Genomic DNA, 20,262 nt, shown 5'->3' with positions numbered 1-20,262 from the left:
GTGGCTGGATGTGCAGGCAGCATCCAGCCACGCGGACCGATGATGCGTTCAGGTAACGGGAGTAGTCTGGATTCATGCCTCTCACGCGTGGTGGTCGGTAGCAATGGCGCGGGCCCGGCAGCGGTGGCTGCCAGCTCTCTTGATTCCCCTTGCACTGGCACTGGCGGCGCTAATTGGCTCCGTCCAGGCCGGCGCAACTGTCTCCCTGCCGCCCAAAACGGCCGACGAGATCCTGGCGATGATAGCCCGTACCGAGGTGCGCGCTTTATCCGGCACTGTGGTGCAAACTGCGGAGTTGGGGCTCCCTGAAGTTCCAACTGCTGGGCCGGGAATCGTGCCCGGAGCCACGTCTGCACTTGAGCTGCTCACGGGTTCGCACACAGCCCGGGTATACGTGGACGGCCCTTCCAAGGCCAGGCTGCAGATCATGGACCGGATGGCCGAACGCGACTTTGTGGTCAATGGAGGCGATGCCTGGTTCTACAACTCCGCTGACAACAGCGCGACGCACTTGAGCGTCCCTGTGCCCTTAAAGGCTGAGCAGAAAGACTCCCTTCCAAGTGAAACAACCCATCCCGGCATGCCCACTCCGGAGGCAATGGCCAGTCGTTTCCTGTCAGCCATTGATTCCAGCACTGAGGTAACGGTGGGCGAAGCTTCCACTGTGGCGGGTCGCAGCGCGTACCGGCTGAGCTTGGTGCCGCGCAGTGACGGAACTTTGGTTGATTCGGTATCGATCGACGTCGACTCCGAAACCGGGTTGCCGCTGGGCGTCGAGGTCCGAGCGAAGGGCCAGCCGGAGCCCGCGTACTCACTTGCCTATACCGACGTGAACTTCTCCACACCTGACGCGGCCTTGTTTAACTTCACTCCTCCGGCCGGTGCAACTGTCACAGAGAAGCCGGTCCCCATGAAGCCGTTGCCACCCGCAATGGAAGATCCTGCCGTCCCAGCTCCGGATGCTCCTGTCCCAGCCCCCAGTGCGCCTGCTCCGGATGGTTCTGCTCCGGCACCTGACGCTGTTGTTCCAACACCTGAGGGATCAGCCACTCCTATGCTCCCCCACCCCAGCCCTTCAGTGACCGGCGAAGGGTGGGCCACGGTGATCGGTTTGCCCGCTGGAACGGCGCCCGCCGAACTCACATCGAACCCGCAACTCGCCCAGGCCCTGCAACCCGTGAGTGGCGGACGGGCGTTGACTACCTCCCTGGTGAGCGTCCTCATTCTCGACGACGGCCGCGTGTTTGCGGGATTGGTGCCTCTGGATCGGCTGGAATCAGCCGCGACGGCCCAATGATCGGGGTGCACAATGATCGGCGCCCCTTGATCGGCGCCCTGTGACGGAGATCCGTGAAGCTGCTCCCGGCTCCCAACCCATTGACCTTGCCATAGAAACCCATGGCCTCGTGAAGCGCTTTGGGCACCGATCCGCGGTGGACGGCATTGACCTTGCGGTCCCCCGTGGTGCGGTTTACGGCTTCCTGGGGCCCAATGGTTCGGGAAAGACCACCACCATCCGGGTTTTGCTGGGTCTCGCTTCAGCGAACAGCGGTGAAATACGGGTTCTGGGCAGGGAGATGCCCCAGCAGTTGGCCTCCGTGTTGCCCGAGGTCGGCGCGCTGGCGGAGGGGCCGGGCTTCTATCCGTTTCTTTCCGGTACTGCCAATCTGCTGCGGTTGGACTCCGCGGACCGCCATGCATCCTCTTCCACCCGACGCCAGCGCGTCAACGAAGCGTTGGACCGCGTCGGCTTGAGCCATGCAGCGGGGAAGAAGGTACGTGCCTACTCACTGGGCATGAAACAGCGCCTCGGGCTTGCCAATGCCATGCTCCGGCCGCGGGAACTGCTGGTGCTCGACGAACCAACCAACGGGCTGGACCCCCAAGGTACGCGGGAGGTGCGCAGCCTGGTGCGCTCCCTTGCCGCCGGCGGGACCACCGTCTTCGTTTCCAGCCACCTGCTGGCCGAGGTGGAACAGATGTGCACCCATGTGGGGGTGATGAGTGCCGGACGGCTGGTGGCCCAAGGACCGCTGGACGAACTGCGCTCTGCCGGGCAAGCGCACGTCTTAGTGCGAACGCCCGACGTCGAACGTGCTGCCCGTGTCCTGGCCCGCCTGGGTCTGGTACCCGGCGAAGCGCCTGCCCGCGGGGTGGTCCAGGGAAACGGACTGGATGGCGTTGAGCCTGAAGAGATCGTTGCAGCCTTGGTGGCCGACGGCGTCCGTGTCAGGGGTTTCTCTGTGGAGAACGCAAGCCTGGAGGAGCGGTTCGTGTCCTTGACCGGAGAGGGGTTCGACGTTGTCGGCTGAAACTGGTGACTCTGTTGAGACTGCAAAAGTGGCTGGAACTTCTGGAAGGGCCGGAACAAACGTTAGTTTCAAAGACAGTGCCGTCCCTCCCAGGATGGGGTGGGCGTTGCTTGGCTCGGAATTATCCGTGCTGTTTCGTCGCCTCCGTACCTGGGCCATGCTGGTGGCCCTCGCCGCCGTTCCGATCCTGATTGCCCTTGCCGTCAAGCTCTCTTCCCGGCCAGCGACACCCGGCCGTGGGCCACTGTTTTTGGATCGCATAACCCAGAACGGCCTCTTTGTTGCTGTGACAGCCCTTGTGGTGTGTGTCCCGCTGTTCCTCCCCCTCACCATCGGAGTGGTGGCAGGAGACACCATCGCCGGAGAAGCCAACCTTGGCACGTTGCGCTATCTGCTCCTGGCGCCAGCGGGGCGTATCCGCCTGCTGCTGGTCAAGTACGCCGGGGCCATCGCTTTCTGTTGTGCCGCAACGGCAACGGTCGCAGCCGCGGGTGCCTTGGCCGGCGTCGTGTTCTTCCCCATCGGTCCTGTCACGCTGCTCTCCGGTGACACGATCGGGGTTGGCGAGTCGGTACTGCGCTCGTTGCTCATCGCTGCCTACATCACGGTCTCGCTCCTGGGATTGTCCGCGATCGGGCTCCTCATCTCGACCTTCACGGACGTACCTGTGGGGGCGATGGCCGCCACGATCGTCCTCTCGGTGGTATCGCAGGTACTGGACAACCTGCCACAACTGGAGTGGCTGCATCCTTGGCTGTTCAGCCACCACTGGCTGGGCTTCGCCGACCTCCTGCGGCAGCCGGTCTCCTGGACATCGTTTGGCGAAAACGCGCTGCTCCAGGCCGGCTATATTGCCGTCTGCGGCGCGCTGGCCTACGGGAAATTCTCCACCAAAGACATCCTGTCCTAGCTTTGCCGTAGGCTCTCTGCATGGCCAGATTCTTTGACGTCCACCCTGAAGATCCCCAACCACGCGCCATCGGCCAAGTGGTTAATATTCTGCAAAGCGGCGGGCTGATCGCCTACCCCACCGACTCCTGCTATGCACTGGGTGCCCAGATTGGCAACAGGGAAGCCTTGGATCGCATCCGGACCATCCGGCAACTGGACGACAAACACCACTTCACCCTGGTCTGCAAGGATTTTGCCCAAATGGGGCAGTTCGTGATGATCGATAACGATGTTTTCCGCAGCATCAAGGCCGTCACCCCGGGCAGCTACACCTTCATCCTTCCGGCCACCCGCGAGGTTCCCAAGCGCCTGCTCCACCCGAAAAAGAAGACAGTGGGCGTGCGCATCCCGGATCACAAAGTGGTCCAGGCGCTCCTTGCGGAACTCGGTGAACCATTGCTGTCCAGCACGCTCCTCCTGCCTGACCAGGAGGAGCCACTGACCCAGGGATGGGAAATCAAGGAACGGCTGGACAACGAAGTGGACGCAGTGATCGATTCCGGCGATACCGGTTCCGAGCCCACCACCGTGATCGACTTCTCCAGCGGCGTGGCAGAAGTAGTGCGGCGCGGAACGGGCGATCCTTCACGGTTCGAATAGGGTTCCAACGGAGGTCGAACCGCAATCAGCGGAACTGGAAACGGCAGCTCGCGTTCAATACAACCTGGGCTAGTCCTGTCAGTTCCAAGGCGATGGCCGAGGGCTGTGTGGACAGGGGCAGCGGCGGGTAGGCCAGGGAAATGGTGAGCTGACGGTTCCCATCAGCACTGCTGATCGAGATGGTGCCAAAGCCGGGTACGTCACCTGAGTGGCCGTAATAGAAGCCGTTGGTGCACGTGTCCTTCCAGTGGTCCAGGCCCAATCCGTAATCGGCGAAAACCGAACCTTTCATCTCCACGAGGCTCTCCGGTAACAGCAGCCGGCCTTTGAGCAACGCTGCGTAGAAGGCGTTGATGTCCCCCACGCTGGCGATCACGCCCTCTGAAGCCGGGCCGCCTGGCTGCGCGGAATGCGTGACGTCCACGGTTTCATCCCGCACCACTGCATAACCATGGACCAGCGCGTCTGGAACGGGGCCCTCGTCCAACACCATGGTTGTGTGCAGGTTCAAGGGATCCAGGATGCCCATTCGCAGCACCGCGCCCAGTGGAGCGCCCCGGAGCCGCTCCACCAATAAGCCAAGGACTGCATCATCCGAAAGTCCGCTGGCATAGGGAGTCCCGGCGGTGTGGCCCAACAATTGCCGGATCGTCACTGACTCTGGCTCCGGCGGCAGGAGGACGTCGATCCCCGGCAGGTATTTGGCGATTGAATCCTCAAGTACCAGCCGGCCTTCTTCCACCAGCTTCAACACGGAGACTGCCACCAGGGTCCGCGTGAGCCCGCCCACCCGGATCGGATCATCCGCCTGCACAGGAGCACCTCCGTCAAGGCTCCTGACACCTGCCGCATGCCTCCACACTTGTTGCCCGGCTCTGGCCTCTATCAGCACCGCGGGCGCACCGTTTTGGAGCATCTCCCGGCTAAAGAGTTCCAAAGTTGCCTGCAACTCGCGAAAGGCAGGTGTTGCCGATGGTGAGGCTGATGCTGCTGTGGAGGGCGGCGCGGGCACCGTGGGAGGGGGCGCCGTCGAGCTTGTCGCTGGTGCCGGCGGAAGCGGGTTGGGCTGCGGTTCGCCCGTGCAGGCAGCGAGGAACAGGCCGCTCACAAGCGTTGCGGTCACCATGCCCCGGCGTGAACCTGGATGCACACCTGCTCCTGCGTTTACTCCTCCTGCTTACGCGCCCGGCTGGGCTGTACCCGCATGGGCTCCCCCGGCATCTTGGGAAACTCCGGTGGGAACGGCATTTCGCCTTGGCCGTTCTTGACATCGCGCTCCCACCATTGCAGAAGGACGTCGATGTCTCCGGGCTTCTTATGCATAGTGGCCCAAGGGTCGCCCGTTGTCTTCAGTCGGTCCGGGACTGTGGTGATGGTGTATTTGGCCGGATCTGCATTCTCCAGCTCTTCCCACGCCAACGGGCACGATACCTGTGCATTCGGCACGGCACGCGGGCTGTATGCACCGGCAATCGTCCGGTCCCGGTTGGCCTGGTTGAAGTCCACGAAGATCCTGGTCCCGCGTTCTTCTTTCCACCATGCCGTGGTGACCTTCTCCGGCATCCGTCGCTCCAACTCCCGGCCCGCAGCGATCACCGCGTGGCGCACTTCCAGGAACTCATGCTTGGGGTGGATGGGGGCGTACACATGCAGTCCCCGGTTGCCCGAGGTCTTGATGAAGGCCGTCAGCCCGGCTTCGTCCAACAAGGCCCGGAGTTCCTGCGCAGCCGGTATGGCGTCGCCAAAGTCGGTTCCAGGCTGGGGATCGAGATCGATACGCAGCTGGTCGGGATTGTCGGGATCGTTGGCACGGGAAGCCCACGGGTGGAAAACGACCGTGTTCATTTGCGCTGCCCACACCGCGGCCGCGGGTTCGTCGATCACCAACTGCGGATGGGTCCGGGCACTCGGATAGGTCACCATGACCGAGCGGACATACTCCGGCGCACCCTTGGGAGGGTTTTTGGAGAAGAACATCTCGCCCTCGATGTTGCCCGAGTACCGCTGGAGACTGACGGGCCGGTTGCCGTTGGCCGCCACAAAAGCATCGCCCACATCCACCAAATAGTTGGCCAGGTCCAGTTTCGTCAGCCCGGCCTCAGGCCACATGACGCGGCTTGGACTTGAAATTCGAACTTCGCGGGGGCCCTCGGGACCGGGCACGGAGACTGTTGCTGATTCGCTCGCCATGGCCACAAGCTACCCCGTCCAGGGCGTTCCCGTCAGCATCCCGCGTTCCTTTTTTCGGGCGGCGCGAAGTAGTGCCTGACAGCTCCAAGGCCAAACTGCACCATGATGGATACATGCCAAACACTGAAACCGCCCTGACTGTTGCCGTGGGAGACACCAAGGTATCGGCAATCCACGTCCGTCCGGAGAAGTCGTTCGCCACTCTCGTTGTTGCCCATGGCGCCGGAGCAGGAAAGGAACATCCCTTCCTGCAGGGATTTGCCGATGCGATGGCGGAGGAAGGCGTCAGTACGCTGCGCTTCAATTTTCCGTACCGGGAAGCGGGGCGACGGTTCCCCGACCGTCCGCCGGCAGCCATCGCCACGTGGCGGGCCGTCATGGAAAAGGCCGAGGAGCTCGCAGGCGATGAACCGTTGTGGGCAGGGGGAAAATCTTTTGGGGGTCGGATGGCATCCATGGCCGTGGCTGAGGGAATGCCCACGAGTGGCCTGGTGTACCTCGGGTATCCCCTCCATGCCCCGGGCAAACCGGAGAAGCTCCGCGATGAACACCTCTACGGGATAACCGTGCCCATGCTCTTCCTCCAGGGCACCCGCGATACATTCGCGACGCCGGAACTTCTGGAGTCCGTGGTGGCCAGGATAGGCCCGACGGCGACTCTCCAGTGGAGCGAAAATGCCGACCATTCGTTCGTGGTCAAGGGCCTCAAGCGCAGTGCCGCCGAGATAGGTGCCTCGCTTGCACCCGCGGTAGCGGGGTTCATCAGGGACAACAGTTGAGGAACTACTTCGGCACCGGTTCGTGACGCAGATAGGATCGCCGGAAGCGGCCGGTGCCCGCTGTCAGGGCCCGAAGCTCAACGGCGTAGCGCAGAAGTTCCTGGTCAGGGACTTCGGCCGTAATCTCAGTACCTTCGCCGTTGGCTGCCGTTGTTCCGGTCACTCGTCCCCTCCGGCCCGACAAATCGCTCATCACCGCCCCCACGTGTTCGTCCGGGACACTGACCACTACGGCGGACACGGGCTCCAGCAACTGGATCCTGGCCGTTGCCGCGGCTTCGCGAAGCGCCAACGCGCCGGCTGCCTGGAAGGCTGCGTCGGAGGAATCCACGCTGTGGGTTTTTCCGCCCACCAAGGTGACTTTGATATCCACCACGGGGAACCCGGCCGAAACGCCCTTGAGCATCTGTGAGCGCACGCCCTTTTCCACGGAAGTGACGAACGTACCGGGAATAACACCGCCCACCGTCTTGTCAGCGAATTCAAACCCCTCCCCGCGCGCCAACGGCTCAACTTCGATGTCGCAAATGGCGAACTGTCCATGTCCGCCTGATTGCTTGACATGCCGGCCGTGCCCTGCGGCCTTGCTGGCGAAGGTTTCCCGCAGCGGCGTGATGACCTCCACTGTTTGAAGCTTGACGCCCTGGTTGCGCAGCCTGTCCAGTATCACCTCCGCATGAGCTTCACCCATGCACCACAGAATCAACTGGTGCGTGTCCTGATTGCGTTCCACCCGAAGCGTCGGATCTGCTGCGACTACCTTGCCAATGCTCTTGGCCAGCGCGTCCTCATCGCTACGGGACATTCCTTCGATCGCTATGGGCATCAGCGGCTCAGGCATGTTCCAGGTTTCGATCAGCAGTGGGGCGTCCTTGTCCGAGGCAGTGTCCCCGGTTTCCGCGTTTGCCAGCTTGCTGATGGCGCAAATGTCACCGGCGATGCACTGCGAAACAGCCTTCAGGCTCGATCCGACCGGCGAATACAGATGCGTGACGCGTTCATCGCTGTCGTGGTCCTCGTGGCCCCTGTCCGCCAATCCCCTGCCGCCGATGTGGATGGCTGAATCTTCACGGAGGGTTCCGGAAAAAACACGGACCAAGCAGACGCGCCCCAGGAATGGATCCACCGTGGTCCGCACCACCTCGGCAGCCAGGCGTCCTGCAGGATCGCACTCCAGTGGTTTCAAGGACGAACCATCGAGTTTCATCACTGGTGGCGCCGCGCGTTCCAGCGGCGAAGGCAAAGCATCAATCATCAGTGCCATGAGCTCAGGAAGTCCCAAACCCGTCTCCGCCGAGGTAGCCATCACAGGGAAGAAGGAGCCCCTGGCCACAGCGGTTTCCAGGTCCGTGATGATGTCCTCCAGCGGCAACTCTTCACCGCCCAGGTAGCGGTCCATCAAAGTCTCGTCTTCGCTTTCGGCAATGATCCCTTCAATCAAAGGGCCGCGGGCTTCCTCCACGGCAGGATCATCGCTGTTCCCCTCGAGCACCGCTGCCAACCCTCCGCCGGAGGGCAGGTACAGCGGGAGGACAGACTCACCGAAGGCTTCCTGGCAACGCACGACGGCGGCGCTGAAGTCCGCGCGGGGATGGTCCAGGCGGCTGACTACGACAGCCCGCGGCATGCGGATCTTCTCGCATTCACCCCATAACGCGATGGTGGCGCCGTCGATGCCGTCCACGGCGGAGACGACAAAGAGGGCCGCATCGGCGGCCCTCAATCCTGCTCGTAATTCCCCTGTGAAATCCGTGTACCCCGGAGTGTCAATCAGGTTCACTTTGACCTCGCCCACCAGGATCGGGGCCACTGACAAGGTGACGGACCTTTGCTGATGGATGGCTGAAGGGTCTGAATCGCTGACGGTGGTTCCCTCGGTGATCGAGCCCATCCTGGCGATGGCGCCGGTGGCAGCCAACAGCGCTTCTACCAGCATCGATTTCCCCGCACCTGAATGCCCCACGAGTGCCACGTTGCGTATCTTGGCAGGATCACTTGCCGCCAGAGCCGTACCGTTCTCGCTTCGTCGGGACTCGGGTGTGCCGGGTCCGGCCGCCTTGGCCGTCTCCCGTGTGCCCTTCGCGGACATGAGCACCTCCTGGTGTCGTATCCAAGCTCGGAGTTCGAACGCGCCGAAAGGTTCGAACGTGTAAGAGGATTGGACACCCTGAGGCGACCACAGGGCAAGACCCAGCCGCGGCCGAAGAGCTGGCGGCGAAGCGGCCAACGGGTACTAGGCCCGGACCATCCCCCATAACAACCATGCTGAGGTGACTGTGCTTCCTGTGATGACCACGGAGAATCCTGTCAGCCACAGGAATGATGGGACACCCGTGGTTCGGCCAAGGATGTAGGCGTCCGACGCTGCGAGCCGGTCCCGGCGCCGTGTATGGACGCCGGCGAGCTTGAAAAGGTCGCGCACAGCACCCACTGACAGGGCGATCCCCAGGGCCAGCACAGCATAGTTGACGATGGTGGGCGATCCGAAGAAGACCAAAAGCTGAGCGATAGCTGCGCTGACCACCGCCACGAGGATCCCTGTCAGGTTGCGCAGGAAAATCAGGGAGACCAGCAGGATGAGGGCACCTAAAGACATCGCAGCCCCTGATCGGCCGGCGGCGAACGCGGCAATCAAGGCAAGTCCCACGACTGCGGGCGCTGGATATCCCCAGAACCCCGACCAGGCCGCACCAAAGGGGCTCCGGCCGCTGCTGACGAGGCGGCCCGAATGATCCAGTCCAATGCGAAGACTGTGGACAAAGCGCCCCGTCATGAGGGCGGCATAGGCATGGCCAAGCTCATGGACGAAGGTCACGTACAGGCCGAACCATCGCCAGGTGGCTCGAGGGATGCTCAATATGGTTGCTGCGGCGAGAATCGCCAACAACGCAGGTAGGGGCACGGCAGTAGTGTGGACGTCGGTGAAGCCACGGACCACAGCCGCCCACCAGGTTTGTACAGGGTTCACAGCTGCGTTCACAGGACCGTTCACAGCACAGAGGATTTGAGGCGTGAACGGAGTCCCGCAACCAGGATCTCCAAACCGAAATCGAAGGCTGCTTCACCACGCTGGTCCGGCGGACCCGCGTGCGTTAGCGCCTGGGTAAGGGCCGGGTAGCCGTGAACCGGAGGTGCCCACACGACGTCGGGAGCGGCCAGGTCCAAGGCAAATCCCAAGGCAAAGCTGTCGATCGTAGAGATCGCCGAAACCACATCCTGCCCCTGGAAACCGGCATTTTCCAAGGCGACCGCCAGATTCTCATAGAGAGCCAGCACCTGATCGTCCTGCACCGTTTGCAGCACCAATAGGGGCGCCAGCCGGGGGTGCCGGGCGAACGCGTCGCGGTAGCTTCGGACAATAACCCTGAGGGCCTCCTCCCAGTCCTGCCCTTCGTGGAGCGTGTAGGGGCTCTGGGCGATGATCCGTCCGCGCATCAGCTCCAGTATTTCTTCCCGGCCGCTGACATGGTTGTAAATCGACGATTGACTGACGCCGATCCTCTTGGCCAATTTGGGCAGGCTGAAGTCCCCGGCCTCGTCCACCAGCTCCAAGGCGGCCGTGACGAGTGCGTCGATGGATATCAGCGGAACCAGCGGGCGTGGCATTGGGTTCTCCAATCAATGTGTTGTTACGACTCTAGCCAGAAGTTTCGGCAAAGGTATTGTGCCCCCAATCACAAGGCCTTACGATAAACGAAAGCCTTTCGCTTATCGATCGGCTCCTCCCCCAAATCTCCCCGCATTAGACCTCCGAGGACACCATGTCTGAAATCGAAACCCGCCCTCCTGCAGCGGATGCTGGAAACGGGCTCAAGAAGAACGCCATCGGCACCGGCGGCATTGCCTTCCTGGTGATCTCCGCAGCAGCCCCCTTGACCGTGATGGCCGGTGTGGCACCTGTGGCCATTGGCATCGGCGGCATTGGCGCCCCCATGGGCTACGTCATCGCCGGCGCCGTTCTCTTGATCTTCGCTGTGGCTTTCATGGCCATGACCAAGCACGTCAAAGCAGCCGGCGGCTTCTACACCTACATCACACTTGCCATGGGAAAAACGGTCGGGCTTGCCTCCGCCATTCTCGCCATCGTTTCCTATAACTGCCTGCAGATCGGCGTCTACGGGCTCTTCGCAGTCCAGACCCAGGCCATGCTCCGGACACTCTTCGGCCTGGATGTCCCATGGCCGGCCGTAGCCTTGGTGGCCGTTGCCGCCGTCTGGTTCCTTGGCTATCGGGGCATCGACGTTGGGGCCAAAGTCCTGGGTGTGCTGCTTATTGCCGAGACCGCCATTCTTGCCGTCATGGGCGCCGGCATTCTGGCGCACGGCGGCGCACAAGGCATCAGCGTTGCCTCGTTCTCTCCCGAGCATGCCTTCACCCCTGGCGTCCTGGCCATTCTTGCCATCTGCTTCGCCGCCTTCATGGGCTTTGAGTCCACGGTGCTGTACCGCCGTGAGGCCCGCAACCCGGACAAGTCCGTGCCCAGGGCAACCTACATTGCCGTCGGCTTCATGTCCGTGTTCTACGCCTTCATCGTGTGGACAGTCATCCAGGCCTACGGCGACGGTGACGTGATGGCCGCTGCCGGTGAATTGGCCGACGGCATGTTCTTCGCCACCATCAACCACTACGTGGGTCCTTGGGCAGAAGTTGTCATGTACGTGCTGATCGTGACCAGCGTCTATGCCTCCCAGCTGGCATTCCACAATGCCATCAACCGCTACGTTTACATGCTCGCCAAAGACGGCGTCCTTCCGGCATTCCTGGGCAAGACCCATCCGAAGTACAAGTCCCCGCACCGCGCCGGGCAAATCCAGACAGCCCTCGCCGCCGTCGTCATCATCATTTGCGCCATCGCAGGCGCCGATCCCTACAAGCAGCTGCTGATCTGGGTCAACACCCCCGGTATCTTCGGCATTGTCGCCTTGCAGGGACTGGTGTCCGTGGCAGCTTTCATCTATCTTCGGCGCAATCCGGAGGCCGTGACCAACCGGCTGCTGATTCCCTTGAGCATCGCTTCAGCCATCCTGCTCTTCGGCGTGGTTGCCCTGATCGCCATCAACATCGAGCTCCTGACTTTCGCCGATGCCTTCACCAACACCATCCTCGTGTTGGCGACCCCCCTCGTTTTCCTGGCGGGCCTGCTGATAGCCCGTAGATTGCGCACCACCCGCCCTGACATCTTCGCCCGGATTGGAAGCTTCGAAACCCATGACTCCTGACCTCATCGTCCTTGCTGACACCATCCACACGCTCGACGACCGCCCGGCCAACGGCTCCGGGCCAGACATTCAGGCCGTTGCCGTCAGCGACGGGATGATTGCCGCCATCGGAACCCGGGAGGATGCGCAGGAGTGGCGTAAGCCGGGCACCCGGGTAGTGGATCTTGGCGGTGCAACACTCACGCCGGGCCTGGTTGATTGCCACATCCACCCCGTGTTTGGCCTGGACCTGACCATTGGCTGCGACCTGTCAGGCGCGTCCACTTTGGCTGAAGTACGCGCGCTGCTGCAGGCAAACCCAGCAAACGACGGCGGCTGGTTGCGTGCCTGGGGTCTGAACCCGAACGCGTTTGGTCCAGTACCCCTGCACCGGAGTGTGATCGACGAGGTCTCCGGAGACCGGCCGGCCATGATCCGGTTGTTCGACGGCCATTCGGCGTTGGCGAACAGCCGGGCACTCGAAGTGGCCGGGATCCGTGGCCGCGTTGAATTTGACCAGAGCGCCGAGGTGGTCTGCGACGCCGATGGCGTCCCCACCGGGATGCTCCTGGAAGCAGCGGCCATTGAACTGGTGCAGCGTCACATTCCCAAGGAATCGTTTGAGGATCGCAAGACGCGCCTGGGCAACTTGCTCCGGGACTTCGCCAGGTCGGGCCTGACCGGCGGGCACGTCATGGACCACGACGAGGAGTCGGCGGCACTTTTTCAGGCTTTGGAAGCCGACGGCGAGCTGCCCCTGCGGCTGCGGAGTGCGCCGTGGTGCATGCCGGGCACGCGCGAGGTTGAGTGGAAGGGACTTGCCCGCACTGTAGGCACCGGCGGGCGCCGCTGGTCAGTCGAGGCCATCAAACTGTTCGTTGACGGAACCGTGGACAACGGGACCGCGTGGCTTTACGAGCCGGACCTGTACGGCCAATCCACTGCGCCGTTCTGGCCGCGGCCCGAAGAATACACAGCAGCGGTTCGATACTTTGCCTCCCTCGGCATCCCGACGGCGACCCACGCCATCGGCGATGCCGGCGTGGAACATGTCCTGGACGCCTTGGAGTCCCTCCGCGGCGTTGTGCCATCGGACGTGCTCCGCCAGACCGTCCACAGGATCGAACACATCGAAACGGTGCCCGACCAGCTGGTGAAACGCTTCCAGCACGCCGGAGTGGTGGCGAGCATGCAGCCCACGCACTGCACGCACTATTCCGTGGCGGACCACAGTGACAATTGGTCCACCAGGCTTGGCAAGGTCCGTGCCGACCGCGCATGGCGTTGCAGGGACCTCCGTGAGGCTGGAGTTACCGTGGGCATCGGTTCTGACTGGCCAATCGCTCCCTACGAGCCCTTGCCAATCATGGCAGACGCCCAGTTGCGGCGCCGTTCAGGACATCCGGAGCAGGAACCGATCGCACCTGCCCAGGCACTCACCGCACTCCAGGCGCTTGAGGGCTACACCTCACATGCGGCACGGGCTGCGGGACTGTGGGACGTTTCGGGCTCGATCACGGTGGGCAAGCGCGCCGACTTCACCGCGTTCGAACGCGATCCAATGACCACGGCGCCGGATGAGTTTGCCTCCAGCAGCGTGTTGGGAACATTCGTGGACGGCAAGATCCAATTCATGCTGGAAAGGCTCGCCTAGCCTTAGTGGTCCGGTGAGCTACATCCGGTTCTTGGTTTTGGACGTAGCCGGCGCCGTCCACGGGTCCTCGGGCCAGGGATGCCTGGGGTAGCGCCCACGCATCTCTGCCCGAACCTGGGCATAGGGCCCGGACCAAAACGATGCGAGATCACCTGTCACTGCCAACGGCCTGCCTGCCGGAGACAAAAGGTGGAATAGCACCGGTACCCTTCCGCCAACGAGGCGAGGCGTGCGGTCCCAGCCGAAACACTCCTGCAGCTTGACCGCCACAACCGGGCTACCGCCGTCGTGCTCCGCGTTCTTTCGATCGGAGCCGTCAAACCCCTCAGAGACCTCCGGGTACTCGATTCGCACCCGCGAGCCACTGGGCACCTGAAGTCGCTCAGGCACCAGGCTGTCCAGGTTGGCGGCCTCGGGCCAGGGCAGCAGGCGCCGGAGTGGATCGCTGAGGTCAATGGCGGTGGTGGGGGTGCCGGTGGCCATGGATTCGAGCTCCGGGGCAAGCCAGTCATCCAACCTGCCCACCAGCGCGGATTCGCTGACATCGGGCCATGGATCGCCGAGCTCCCGGTGCAACAAAGCCAGACGTCGGCGCAGCGCATCTGCCGCAGCGGACCACCCGATCATCGAGAGTCCTGCCTTTTCCAGTGCAACCGCAACAGCTTGACGGCCCTGCTCCACGCTGGGGCGCACGGGCGTCGAGGACAGCACAAGGGCTCCCAACTTCCGCTCAACCTTGGCGGTCACCCGTCCTTGGGCGAAACGTGCCGTTACGTCCTCGACCAACAGCTCCGGCGCCGCAGCGGCCGCCAGCTCAGCGGACAGGGGCGCCGCCGATCGGATCACGGCTCCCGTGCCCGCGGCGTCCCTGCCTTGGGCGCGGGAAACCTCCGCCACGGCCAACCAGTCGTGCCCGGCCAGCGAGCTACCTGCGGGCAGACCAGCCCTGGTGCCCGATGTCAGCAGATATGTTGGTGCCCCTTGGCCGGGAACCCGCCTGGCAATACGGTCCGGGAAGGCCAACGCGACCACGAACCCGGGCGCCTCCCCCACTGACACATCCAGTGCCGGTTGTTGATGGACGCCTTGTTGATCCACAGTTCTATCCACGGTGGAGGACGTCTCCTGGCGCGCGAGCGATTCCATCCGTTTGACGTCTTCGGCGAATCGTCGGGCTGCCGGGTCTGATCCGGAACGAACTGCCGCCAAGAGCTTTGCGAGATCGGCACCAGGCGCGCGTTGATCACCGGCTACCAGTGCCACCGTTTCAGCGGCAAGGCGACGGCCAACCAGCGCAGAACCATCCAGCAGTGCGCGGGCGAGCCGAGGGTCTGCCGGGATCTTCGCGAGCGTCCTGCCCAAGTCCGTGACAGTTCCTTCCACTGTCACCGCACCGAGTTCCCGCAGGACCTCCACGGCGTCATCCATAGCGGCACGCGGTGGTTCGTCGGGCAGTGCAAGCCCACGGCCCCCGGGGGCTCCCCAGCAAGCGAGCACCAGAGCGGCGCTGGTGAGGTCGGCCACCGAAATCTCGGGGGTTTGATGCGCTGGCGCGGCGGCGAAGGCCTGCTGGTCGTAGCACCGAACCACCCTGCCTGGTCCTTGGCGCGCTGCGCGTCCGGCCCGCTGCTCGGCCGAAGCCTTTGAGCAGGACACCGTCACCAGTCCGGACATGCCTCTGCCCGCGTCACGACGCGGTTCACGTGACAGGCCGGAATCTATGACGAGCCGGACACCCGGCACCGTGAGTGACGACTCGGCCAACGCCGTTGACACGATAATTCGAGGAGGGTCGCCGGGTTCCCGGCCGGAAACCGCACGGTCCTGGGCGTCGGGACCGATCTGGCCGTGCAGCTCAAGTACTTCAACACCGGCCCGGACCCGCCCGCGGAGCCGGCTGGCGACGTCGGAAACTTCACGGACGCCTGGGAGGAAGACCAAAGCGTCAACGTCGGGGTTTTCCCTGAGCGCTTCCTCGTGGGCACCCACCGTTGTTTCAGCAACATGATTCAGGAAGCTGTATGCCACGCCGCGCTCGTCCAGGCGCTGACCTGCGGCCGGAACCCAGTCGACCTCCAGGGCATGCAACACGGAAGGACAGTCGACGACGGGAGCCGGCGTGCCGTCGTCGGCCTCTCCCGACCCACTTCGCCCCAATAATGCGGCGAAACGCCTGGCGTCAACGGTTGCCGACATGGCCACCAGCGTGAGGTCGCCGCGGAGTTCCTGGACTTCCGCGAGCATGCCCACGAGCAGGTCGGTTTCGAGTCCACGCTCGTGGACCTCATCCAGGATCACCGCTTGCGTTCCCTCAAGTCCGGGATCAGCCAGGAGGCGCCGCAAGAGAATGCCGGGAGTGACGAACTCCACCACAGTGTCCGAACCCGATTTGCTCTCGCCGCGGACCGTAAAACCCACTCGGCTGCCCAAGCGGCTGCCGTCGAGTGAGGCAAGACGGCGGGCGGCTGAGCGCGCGGCCACCCTGCGCGGTTGGGTGACGACGACGCGGGGCTGGCCCGGGTGCCTCTCCCCCACAAAGTTGGCCAGCAGTGGAGGAACCAGGGTGGTCTTTCCTGTCCCGGGCGGTGCCTGGACGACCACCGTTCCGCCGTCGCCCTGACTCTCCAAAGCGGTGGCGAGCTTCCCCAAGGAATCAGCGAAGACCAGCCCTGCCCCGATGGTGTCCAGTCTGAAAGTCACCACACCATTGTCCCTGCTTGCCAGCACTAAAAAGGCCACGCCCCTCGGTCAACCTGACGGCTGTGAGGAGGCGTGGCCCTTTCAGTGGTCGTGCTTTTAGGCCAGCTTGTTAGCCAATGGTGGACGTGTCAATGACGAAGCGATAACGCACGTCGGAGGCGAGCACGCGCTCATAGGCCTCGTTGATCTTGCTGGCCGGGATGACCTCGATCTCGGCACCGAGCCCGTGCTCGGCACAGAAGTTCAGCATCTCCTGGGTTTCACGGATTCCGCCAATCATGGAGCCGGCGAACCTGCGGCGCCCACCGATGAGGGCGAAAGCATTCACGGGCAGCGGCTCGGCCGGCGCGCCAACGTTTACCAGCGTTCCGTCAAGGCTCAGCAGCTGCAGGTAAGCGCTGATGTCGATGGACGCGCTGACGGTGTTGATGATGAGGTCAAACGTGCCTGCCAGTTGCTCGAACGTGGCAGGATCACTGGTGGCGTAGTAGTGGTCAGCGCCCAGCTTCAGGCCGTCTTCCATCTTCTTCAGGGACTGCGAGAGGACCGTCACCTCGGCACCCATGGCGTGGGCAATCTTGACGCCCATGTGGCCCAAGCCGCCCAAGCCCACGATCGCGACCTTCTTGCCAGGACCGGCCTCCCAGTGATGCAGCGGGGAGAACGTCGTGATGCCTGCGCACAGCAGCGGTGCGGCGACGTCGAGATCCAGCGCTTCAGGGATGGTGACGACAAAGTCCTCGTTCACGACAACGCTGCTCGAGTATCCGCCCTGGGTGATCGTGCCGTCACGGTCAACTGCGCCGTAGGTGCCCACGTTGCCGTTGAGGCAATACTGTTCCTCGCCCGCCAAGCAGTTCCTGCACTCTTTGCACGAGTTAACCATGCAGCCGACACCAACCCGGTCGCCCACTTTGTGCTTGGTGACGTTCGGGCCAACTTCGGTAACGATGCCCGCAATCTCGTGGCCAGGGACCAGCGGGTACTGCTGGGGACCCCAATCCCCGCGCACAGTGTGGATGTCCGAGTGACAGATGCCAGCGAATTTGATGTCAATGTGGACGTCGTGAGGTCCAACCTCGCGAAGTTCGATGGTGGTCAGGGTGAGGTCGCCCGTGGCCGAAGGTGAAGCATAAGCGTTAGCGGAAGGCATGTTTCTCCTGCGTGATGAAGATTAGTGGATGTTTCCATCTAACCCTCTTTTCCAAAATGCAAGGAGTTACTGCTGTTAGGGGTAATGACAGGGACTCCCTTGGAGGGCCAAAAGCCATACCGTTGGAAACATGGACAACAGGACCGAGACGCGCGATTTCCTCTCTACCCGAAGAGCGAAGATCACCCCCGAGCAAGCTGGGCTGGCCGCCTATGGCGGCAATCGGCGCGTCCTTGGGCTCCGCCGCGGCGAAGTTGCCATGCTTGCCGGCGTAAGCGTTGAGTACTACACCCGTTTGGAGCGGGGGAACCTCTCAGGCGTCTCGGAGAGCGTCCTCGAGGCACTGGCCAACGCTCTGCAACTGGACGACGCCGAGCGGGCACACCTCTTCGACCTCGCCCGTGCGGCCAACGACGGCGGCCGGCTGCGGCGGCGTCCGGTACGGAAGCAGTCCATCCGACAGGGTGTCCAACTCACCTTGGACGCGATCACGAATTCGCCTGCCTTCGTCCGCAATGGCCGGCTCGATATCCTCGCAACCAACGCTTTGGGCAGAGCACTGTACTGGGATAGCTTTGACACTCCTTTCGGGCCGCCCAACCTTGCCCGCTTCCTGTTCCTTGACCCTCGCAGCCACGACTTCTACACCGATTGGGAACGGGCTGCGAACGACACCGTGGCCATCATGCGGACCGAGGCCGGGCGTAACCCCTACGACCGTGGACTCACAGACCTCGTGGGTGAGCTGTCCACCCGCAGCGAAGAATTCCGCATGCGCTGGGCGGCGCACAACGTCCGGCAGCATTACACCGGGAAGAAGCAGTTCAGGCATCCGATCGTCGGGGACCTGCACATGCTCTATGAGGCGTTTGAGTTGTCCGCCGACGACGGCCTGACCATGACCATCTACAACGCGGAGCCTGGCACCGGAACCGAGGATGCCCTGCGGTTGCTGGCGAGTTGGGCTGCCACCACACTCGCGTCTGAAGCTGGCACGTCCGAATCCGGCACGTCCGAATCCGGCGCGTCTGAATCCGGCCACGACCTCCGCAAGACGAACCGCAACTAATTCCGCAACGAAAAAAGGAACAATGGACATAACCCCCAAGACCACCAGCACCAAGGGACCGTCAGGGCTCTTCACCGGCGACGTCTACTTCGACGTCATCGCCAAGGGAGACGAGCCCTCCCGACTGCGGGTGAACATCGTCCGCTTCGCTCCGTGTGCTAGAACGGCGTGGCACACCCATGCGGCTGGTCAGACGCTCCACGTGACGGACGGTGTGGGCCTGGTCCAGGCGCGCGGAGGCGAGGTGAAAGTGGTCCGTCAAGGTGACACCATCTATACGCCTCCGGGCGAATGGCACTGGCACGGTGCTGCTCCGGAGCATTTCATGAGCCACCTTGCCATGTGGGAGACAACCGGAGCCACCGACGGTTGCGAAACAACGTGGGGCGAGCTAATGACAGATGAGGAGTATGGCTATCCGGGCTGAGGGTTCTTAGCGGGCTTCCTAATAATGTCAGCCCCCGATGAAATGATTTGATCATGGAAGATATGGGGCAGCTGACAGCACTTCGGACGGAACCGTCCCCTGTTGTTGCTGCCCTGGCCGCTGCCCGGTCACGGCGCTTCTTGAGCATGCCGGACTTGGTCAGGGCGGGGTTCAAGGATTCGACGGCGCCCATCACCGCGATCGGCCATTTCCACGGGCTGGGCAACAGAGCCAGGCTGGGCAACGACGCTGCGCTTGCTCAGCCGAACTCCCCTTTCGAAAATAGGCATCCCAATCCTGCGGCGCCCGGACAGGTCCCGGCGGCTCTTCTTGAGGATGGCGCGGCTCTTCTGGACCCCTTGCGGTTGTCCGCAGCGGCCGATGCGGCGCGGCTGTTTGGGTTTGTTGAGGCCGCTGACTTTGCCGGCAGGATCGAGGAGATCTCCCGGTCCTTGGAGTACTTGCAGGTTGTCGCAGCGCAGGCGGTGGAAAGGACCCGGAAGGAAGCACAGCAAGCGTCGCCGGGGTCGTCGGCCGGCGCGCCGGAGTGGCGGACCGGTTGGACTGAACCAGCCACGGGTGCGACGGTTACGGGAACGGCCAGCGTCCTGGATGACGGGTACCGGAATGCCGCTGAGTTCCTTCGGGCCCGGTTGCGGATCAGCAAAAGCGAAGCCAACCGCCGGCTCGCCCTCGCACCCGACGTCCTTCGGCAGGCCGGGATGGCCGGGCAGGAGATCCCGGCCCGGCGCGAAGTGCTGGCCGAAGCCCTCTCCTCAGCCCTGGTGCCTTCCCGCTCCGCGACGATCATCAGCAGCGCACTGGATAAAGTCCGGCTGCTCACCGATGACGACACCCTCACCCGGATGGAACACGCCCTCACCGCCACGGCCGTTGAATCCGACCCGGACTTCGTCACCAAAATGGCCAAACGCTGGGTCGATTCGATCGACCAAGACGGTCCCGAACCGTCCGAGGAAGTTCTCCGCCAACTCCAAGGCGCGTTCTTCCGTCGTCGACGCCGCCACGGGCTCCACCACATCGAAATCTTCGCCACCGCGGAACAATACGAAACCCTGGCCACCGCCATGAACACCGCCACCAACCCCCGACTCACCACCGGAAACGGTAATGAGTCGGGAACCACCAATGCCACTGGCGAAGGCGACGGGAACGGCGGCGACACCAACGAAGGCAGCGAAAACGGGCAGAGCGGCGGCGGGATCAAG

The 20,262-nt window shown here is 63.2% G+C and carries 17 protein-coding genes; 10 read left to right on the top strand and 7 right to left on the bottom strand.

Going from position 1 to position 20,262, the window contains the following annotated elements; genetic code table 11:
* Window positions 1–139: 139 nt before the first annotated feature.
* The 4 genes from AC1DD7_RS14750 (at window position 140) to AC1DD7_RS14735 (ending at window position 3,863) form a co-directional block, all read left to right on the top strand.
* A complete protein-coding gene (locus AC1DD7_RS14750) occupies window positions 140–1,297 on the top strand; it encodes a LolA family protein (RefSeq protein ID WP_477515579.1) in 1,158 nt (385 codons plus the stop codon).
* 40 nt (window positions 1,298–1,337) lie between these two features.
* Window positions 1,338–2,312, top strand: a complete 975-nt coding sequence (locus tag AC1DD7_RS14745) for an ABC transporter ATP-binding protein (protein WP_477515578.1) — start codon at window positions 1,338–1,340, stop codon at window positions 2,310–2,312.
* A 94-nt stretch (window positions 2,313–2,406) separates the two neighbouring features.
* Window positions 2,407–3,222: an ABC transporter permease gene (locus AC1DD7_RS14740; RefSeq protein WP_477515757.1), complete on the top strand. Its 816-nt coding sequence runs from the start codon at window positions 2,407–2,409 to the stop codon at window positions 3,220–3,222.
* A 20-nt stretch (window positions 3,223–3,242) separates the two neighbouring features.
* The gene (locus AC1DD7_RS14735; RefSeq protein WP_477515577.1) at window positions 3,243–3,863 is read left to right on the top strand and encodes an L-threonylcarbamoyladenylate synthase; all 621 of its coding nucleotides are present in this window, start codon (window positions 3,243–3,245) and stop codon (window positions 3,861–3,863) included.
* Window positions 3,864–3,888: 25 nt separating this feature from the next.
* On the opposite strand, the gene AC1DD7_RS14730 is transcribed toward AC1DD7_RS14735, so the two are convergent.
* The gene (locus tag AC1DD7_RS14730; RefSeq protein WP_477515576.1) at window positions 3,889–5,013 is read right to left on the bottom strand and encodes a serine hydrolase domain-containing protein; all 1,125 of its coding nucleotides are present in this window, start codon (window positions 5,011–5,013) and stop codon (window positions 3,889–3,891) included.
* Window positions 5,014–5,027: 14 nt separating this feature from the next.
* Entirely contained in the window at window positions 5,028–6,053 is a 1,026-nt protein-coding gene (gene ligD / locus AC1DD7_RS14725; RefSeq protein WP_477515575.1) for a non-homologous end-joining DNA ligase, read from the bottom strand.
* 113 nt (window positions 6,054–6,166) lie between these two features.
* Here ligD and AC1DD7_RS14720 point away from each other — a divergent pair, with 113 nt between their 5' ends.
* Complete coding sequence (locus AC1DD7_RS14720; protein ID WP_477515574.1) at window positions 6,167–6,832, top strand: alpha/beta hydrolase family protein; 666 nt, start codon at window positions 6,167–6,169, stop codon at window positions 6,830–6,832.
* A gap of 4 nt (window positions 6,833–6,836) precedes the next feature.
* On the opposite strand, the gene AC1DD7_RS14715 is transcribed toward AC1DD7_RS14720, so the two are convergent.
* The 3 genes from AC1DD7_RS14715 to AC1DD7_RS14705 all read right to left on the bottom strand — a co-directional run bounded on the left by AC1DD7_RS14715 (window position 6,837) and on the right by AC1DD7_RS14705 (window position 10,438).
* Entirely contained in the window at window positions 6,837–8,921 is a 2,085-nt protein-coding gene (locus AC1DD7_RS14715) for an elongation factor G-like protein EF-G2 (protein WP_477515573.1), read from the bottom strand.
* 144 nt (window positions 8,922–9,065) lie between these two features.
* Window positions 9,066–9,824: a M50 family metallopeptidase gene (locus AC1DD7_RS14710; protein WP_477515572.1), complete on the bottom strand. Its 759-nt coding sequence runs from the start codon at window positions 9,822–9,824 to the stop codon at window positions 9,066–9,068.
* On the bottom strand, window positions 9,821–10,438 hold the full coding sequence (locus AC1DD7_RS14705) for a TetR/AcrR family transcriptional regulator C-terminal domain-containing protein (protein WP_477515571.1): 618 nt from the start codon (window positions 10,436–10,438) through the stop codon (window positions 9,821–9,823). The genes AC1DD7_RS14710 and AC1DD7_RS14705 overlap by 4 nt, the downstream gene beginning before the upstream one ends.
* A 155-nt stretch (window positions 10,439–10,593) precedes the next feature.
* Here AC1DD7_RS14705 and AC1DD7_RS14700 point away from each other — a divergent pair, with 155 nt between their 5' ends.
* Both AC1DD7_RS14700 and AC1DD7_RS14695 read left to right on the top strand, forming a co-directional pair.
* On the top strand, window positions 10,594–12,051 hold the full coding sequence (locus AC1DD7_RS14700; protein ID WP_477515570.1) for an APC family permease: 1,458 nt from the start codon (window positions 10,594–10,596) through the stop codon (window positions 12,049–12,051).
* On the top strand, window positions 12,041–13,684 hold the full coding sequence (locus AC1DD7_RS14695; RefSeq protein ID WP_477515569.1) for an amidohydrolase: 1,644 nt from the start codon (window positions 12,041–12,043) through the stop codon (window positions 13,682–13,684). The genes AC1DD7_RS14700 and AC1DD7_RS14695 overlap by 11 nt, the downstream gene beginning before the upstream one ends.
* A gap of 18 nt (window positions 13,685–13,702) precedes the next feature.
* Here the strand turns inward: AC1DD7_RS14695 and hrpB are convergent, their stop codons facing one another.
* Both hrpB and AC1DD7_RS14685 read right to left on the bottom strand, forming a co-directional pair.
* Window positions 13,703–16,411: an ATP-dependent helicase HrpB gene (gene hrpB, locus AC1DD7_RS14690; RefSeq protein WP_477515756.1), complete on the bottom strand. Its 2,709-nt coding sequence runs from the start codon at window positions 16,409–16,411 to the stop codon at window positions 13,703–13,705.
* Between the two features lie 82 nt (window positions 16,412–16,493).
* Window positions 16,494–17,537, bottom strand: coding sequence for an NAD(P)-dependent alcohol dehydrogenase (locus tag AC1DD7_RS14685; RefSeq protein WP_477515568.1), 1,044 nt, complete (start codon window positions 17,535–17,537; stop codon window positions 16,494–16,496).
* A 130-nt stretch (window positions 17,538–17,667) separates the two neighbouring features.
* Here AC1DD7_RS14685 and AC1DD7_RS14680 point away from each other — a divergent pair, with 130 nt between their 5' ends.
* The 3 genes from AC1DD7_RS14680 to AC1DD7_RS14670 form a co-directional block, all read left to right on the top strand.
* Entirely contained in the window at window positions 17,668–18,606 is a 939-nt protein-coding gene (locus AC1DD7_RS14680; protein WP_477515567.1) for a helix-turn-helix transcriptional regulator, read from the top strand.
* A 22-nt stretch (window positions 18,607–18,628) separates the two neighbouring features.
* On the top strand, window positions 18,629–19,033 hold the full coding sequence (locus AC1DD7_RS14675; protein WP_477515566.1) for a (R)-mandelonitrile lyase: 405 nt from the start codon (window positions 18,629–18,631) through the stop codon (window positions 19,031–19,033).
* Between the two features lie 53 nt (window positions 19,034–19,086).
* Window positions 19,087–20,262: DUF222 domain-containing protein (locus AC1DD7_RS14670; RefSeq protein WP_477515565.1), on the top strand; the 1,176-nt coding region annotated here is incomplete at its 3' end.

The organism is Paenarthrobacter sp. 10L412, from assembly GCF_056395565.1.
The sequence above is the reverse complement of the archived record's forward strand: the minus strand, read 5'-3'. Positions and strand labels throughout refer to the sequence as shown.

Bases quoted from the DNA above. Each gene is read 5' to 3' on its own strand.
- AC1DD7_RS14705 (WP_477515571.1), bottom strand. From the start codon at position 10,438: ATGCCACGCCCGCTGGTTCCGCTGATATCCATCGACGCACTCGTCACG.
- AC1DD7_RS14675 (WP_477515566.1), top strand. From the start codon at position 18,629: ATGGACATAACCCCCAAGACCACCAGCACCAAGGGACCGTCAGGGCTC.
- AC1DD7_RS14680 (WP_477515567.1), top strand. From the start codon at position 17,668: ATGGACAACAGGACCGAGACGCGCGATTTCCTCTCTACCCGAAGAGCG.
- ligD (WP_477515575.1), bottom strand. From the start codon at position 6,053: ATGGCGAGCGAATCAGCAACAGTCTCCGTGCCCGGTCCCGAGGGCCCC.
- AC1DD7_RS14740 (WP_477515757.1), top strand. From the start codon at position 2,407: ATGGGGTGGGCGTTGCTTGGCTCGGAATTATCCGTGCTGTTTCGTCGC.
- AC1DD7_RS14695 (WP_477515569.1), top strand. From the start codon at position 12,041: ATGACTCCTGACCTCATCGTCCTTGCTGACACCATCCACACGCTCGAC.
- AC1DD7_RS14720 (WP_477515574.1), top strand. From the start codon at position 6,167: ATGCCAAACACTGAAACCGCCCTGACTGTTGCCGTGGGAGACACCAAG.
- AC1DD7_RS14700 (WP_477515570.1), top strand. From the start codon at position 10,594: ATGTCTGAAATCGAAACCCGCCCTCCTGCAGCGGATGCTGGAAACGGG.
- AC1DD7_RS14735 (WP_477515577.1), top strand. From the start codon at position 3,243: ATGGCCAGATTCTTTGACGTCCACCCTGAAGATCCCCAACCACGCGCC.
- AC1DD7_RS14715 (WP_477515573.1), bottom strand. From the start codon at position 8,921: ATGTCCGCGAAGGGCACACGGGAGACGGCCAAGGCGGCCGGACCCGGC.
- AC1DD7_RS14685 (WP_477515568.1), bottom strand. From the start codon at position 17,537: ATGCCTTCCGCTAACGCTTATGCTTCACCTTCGGCCACGGGCGACCTC.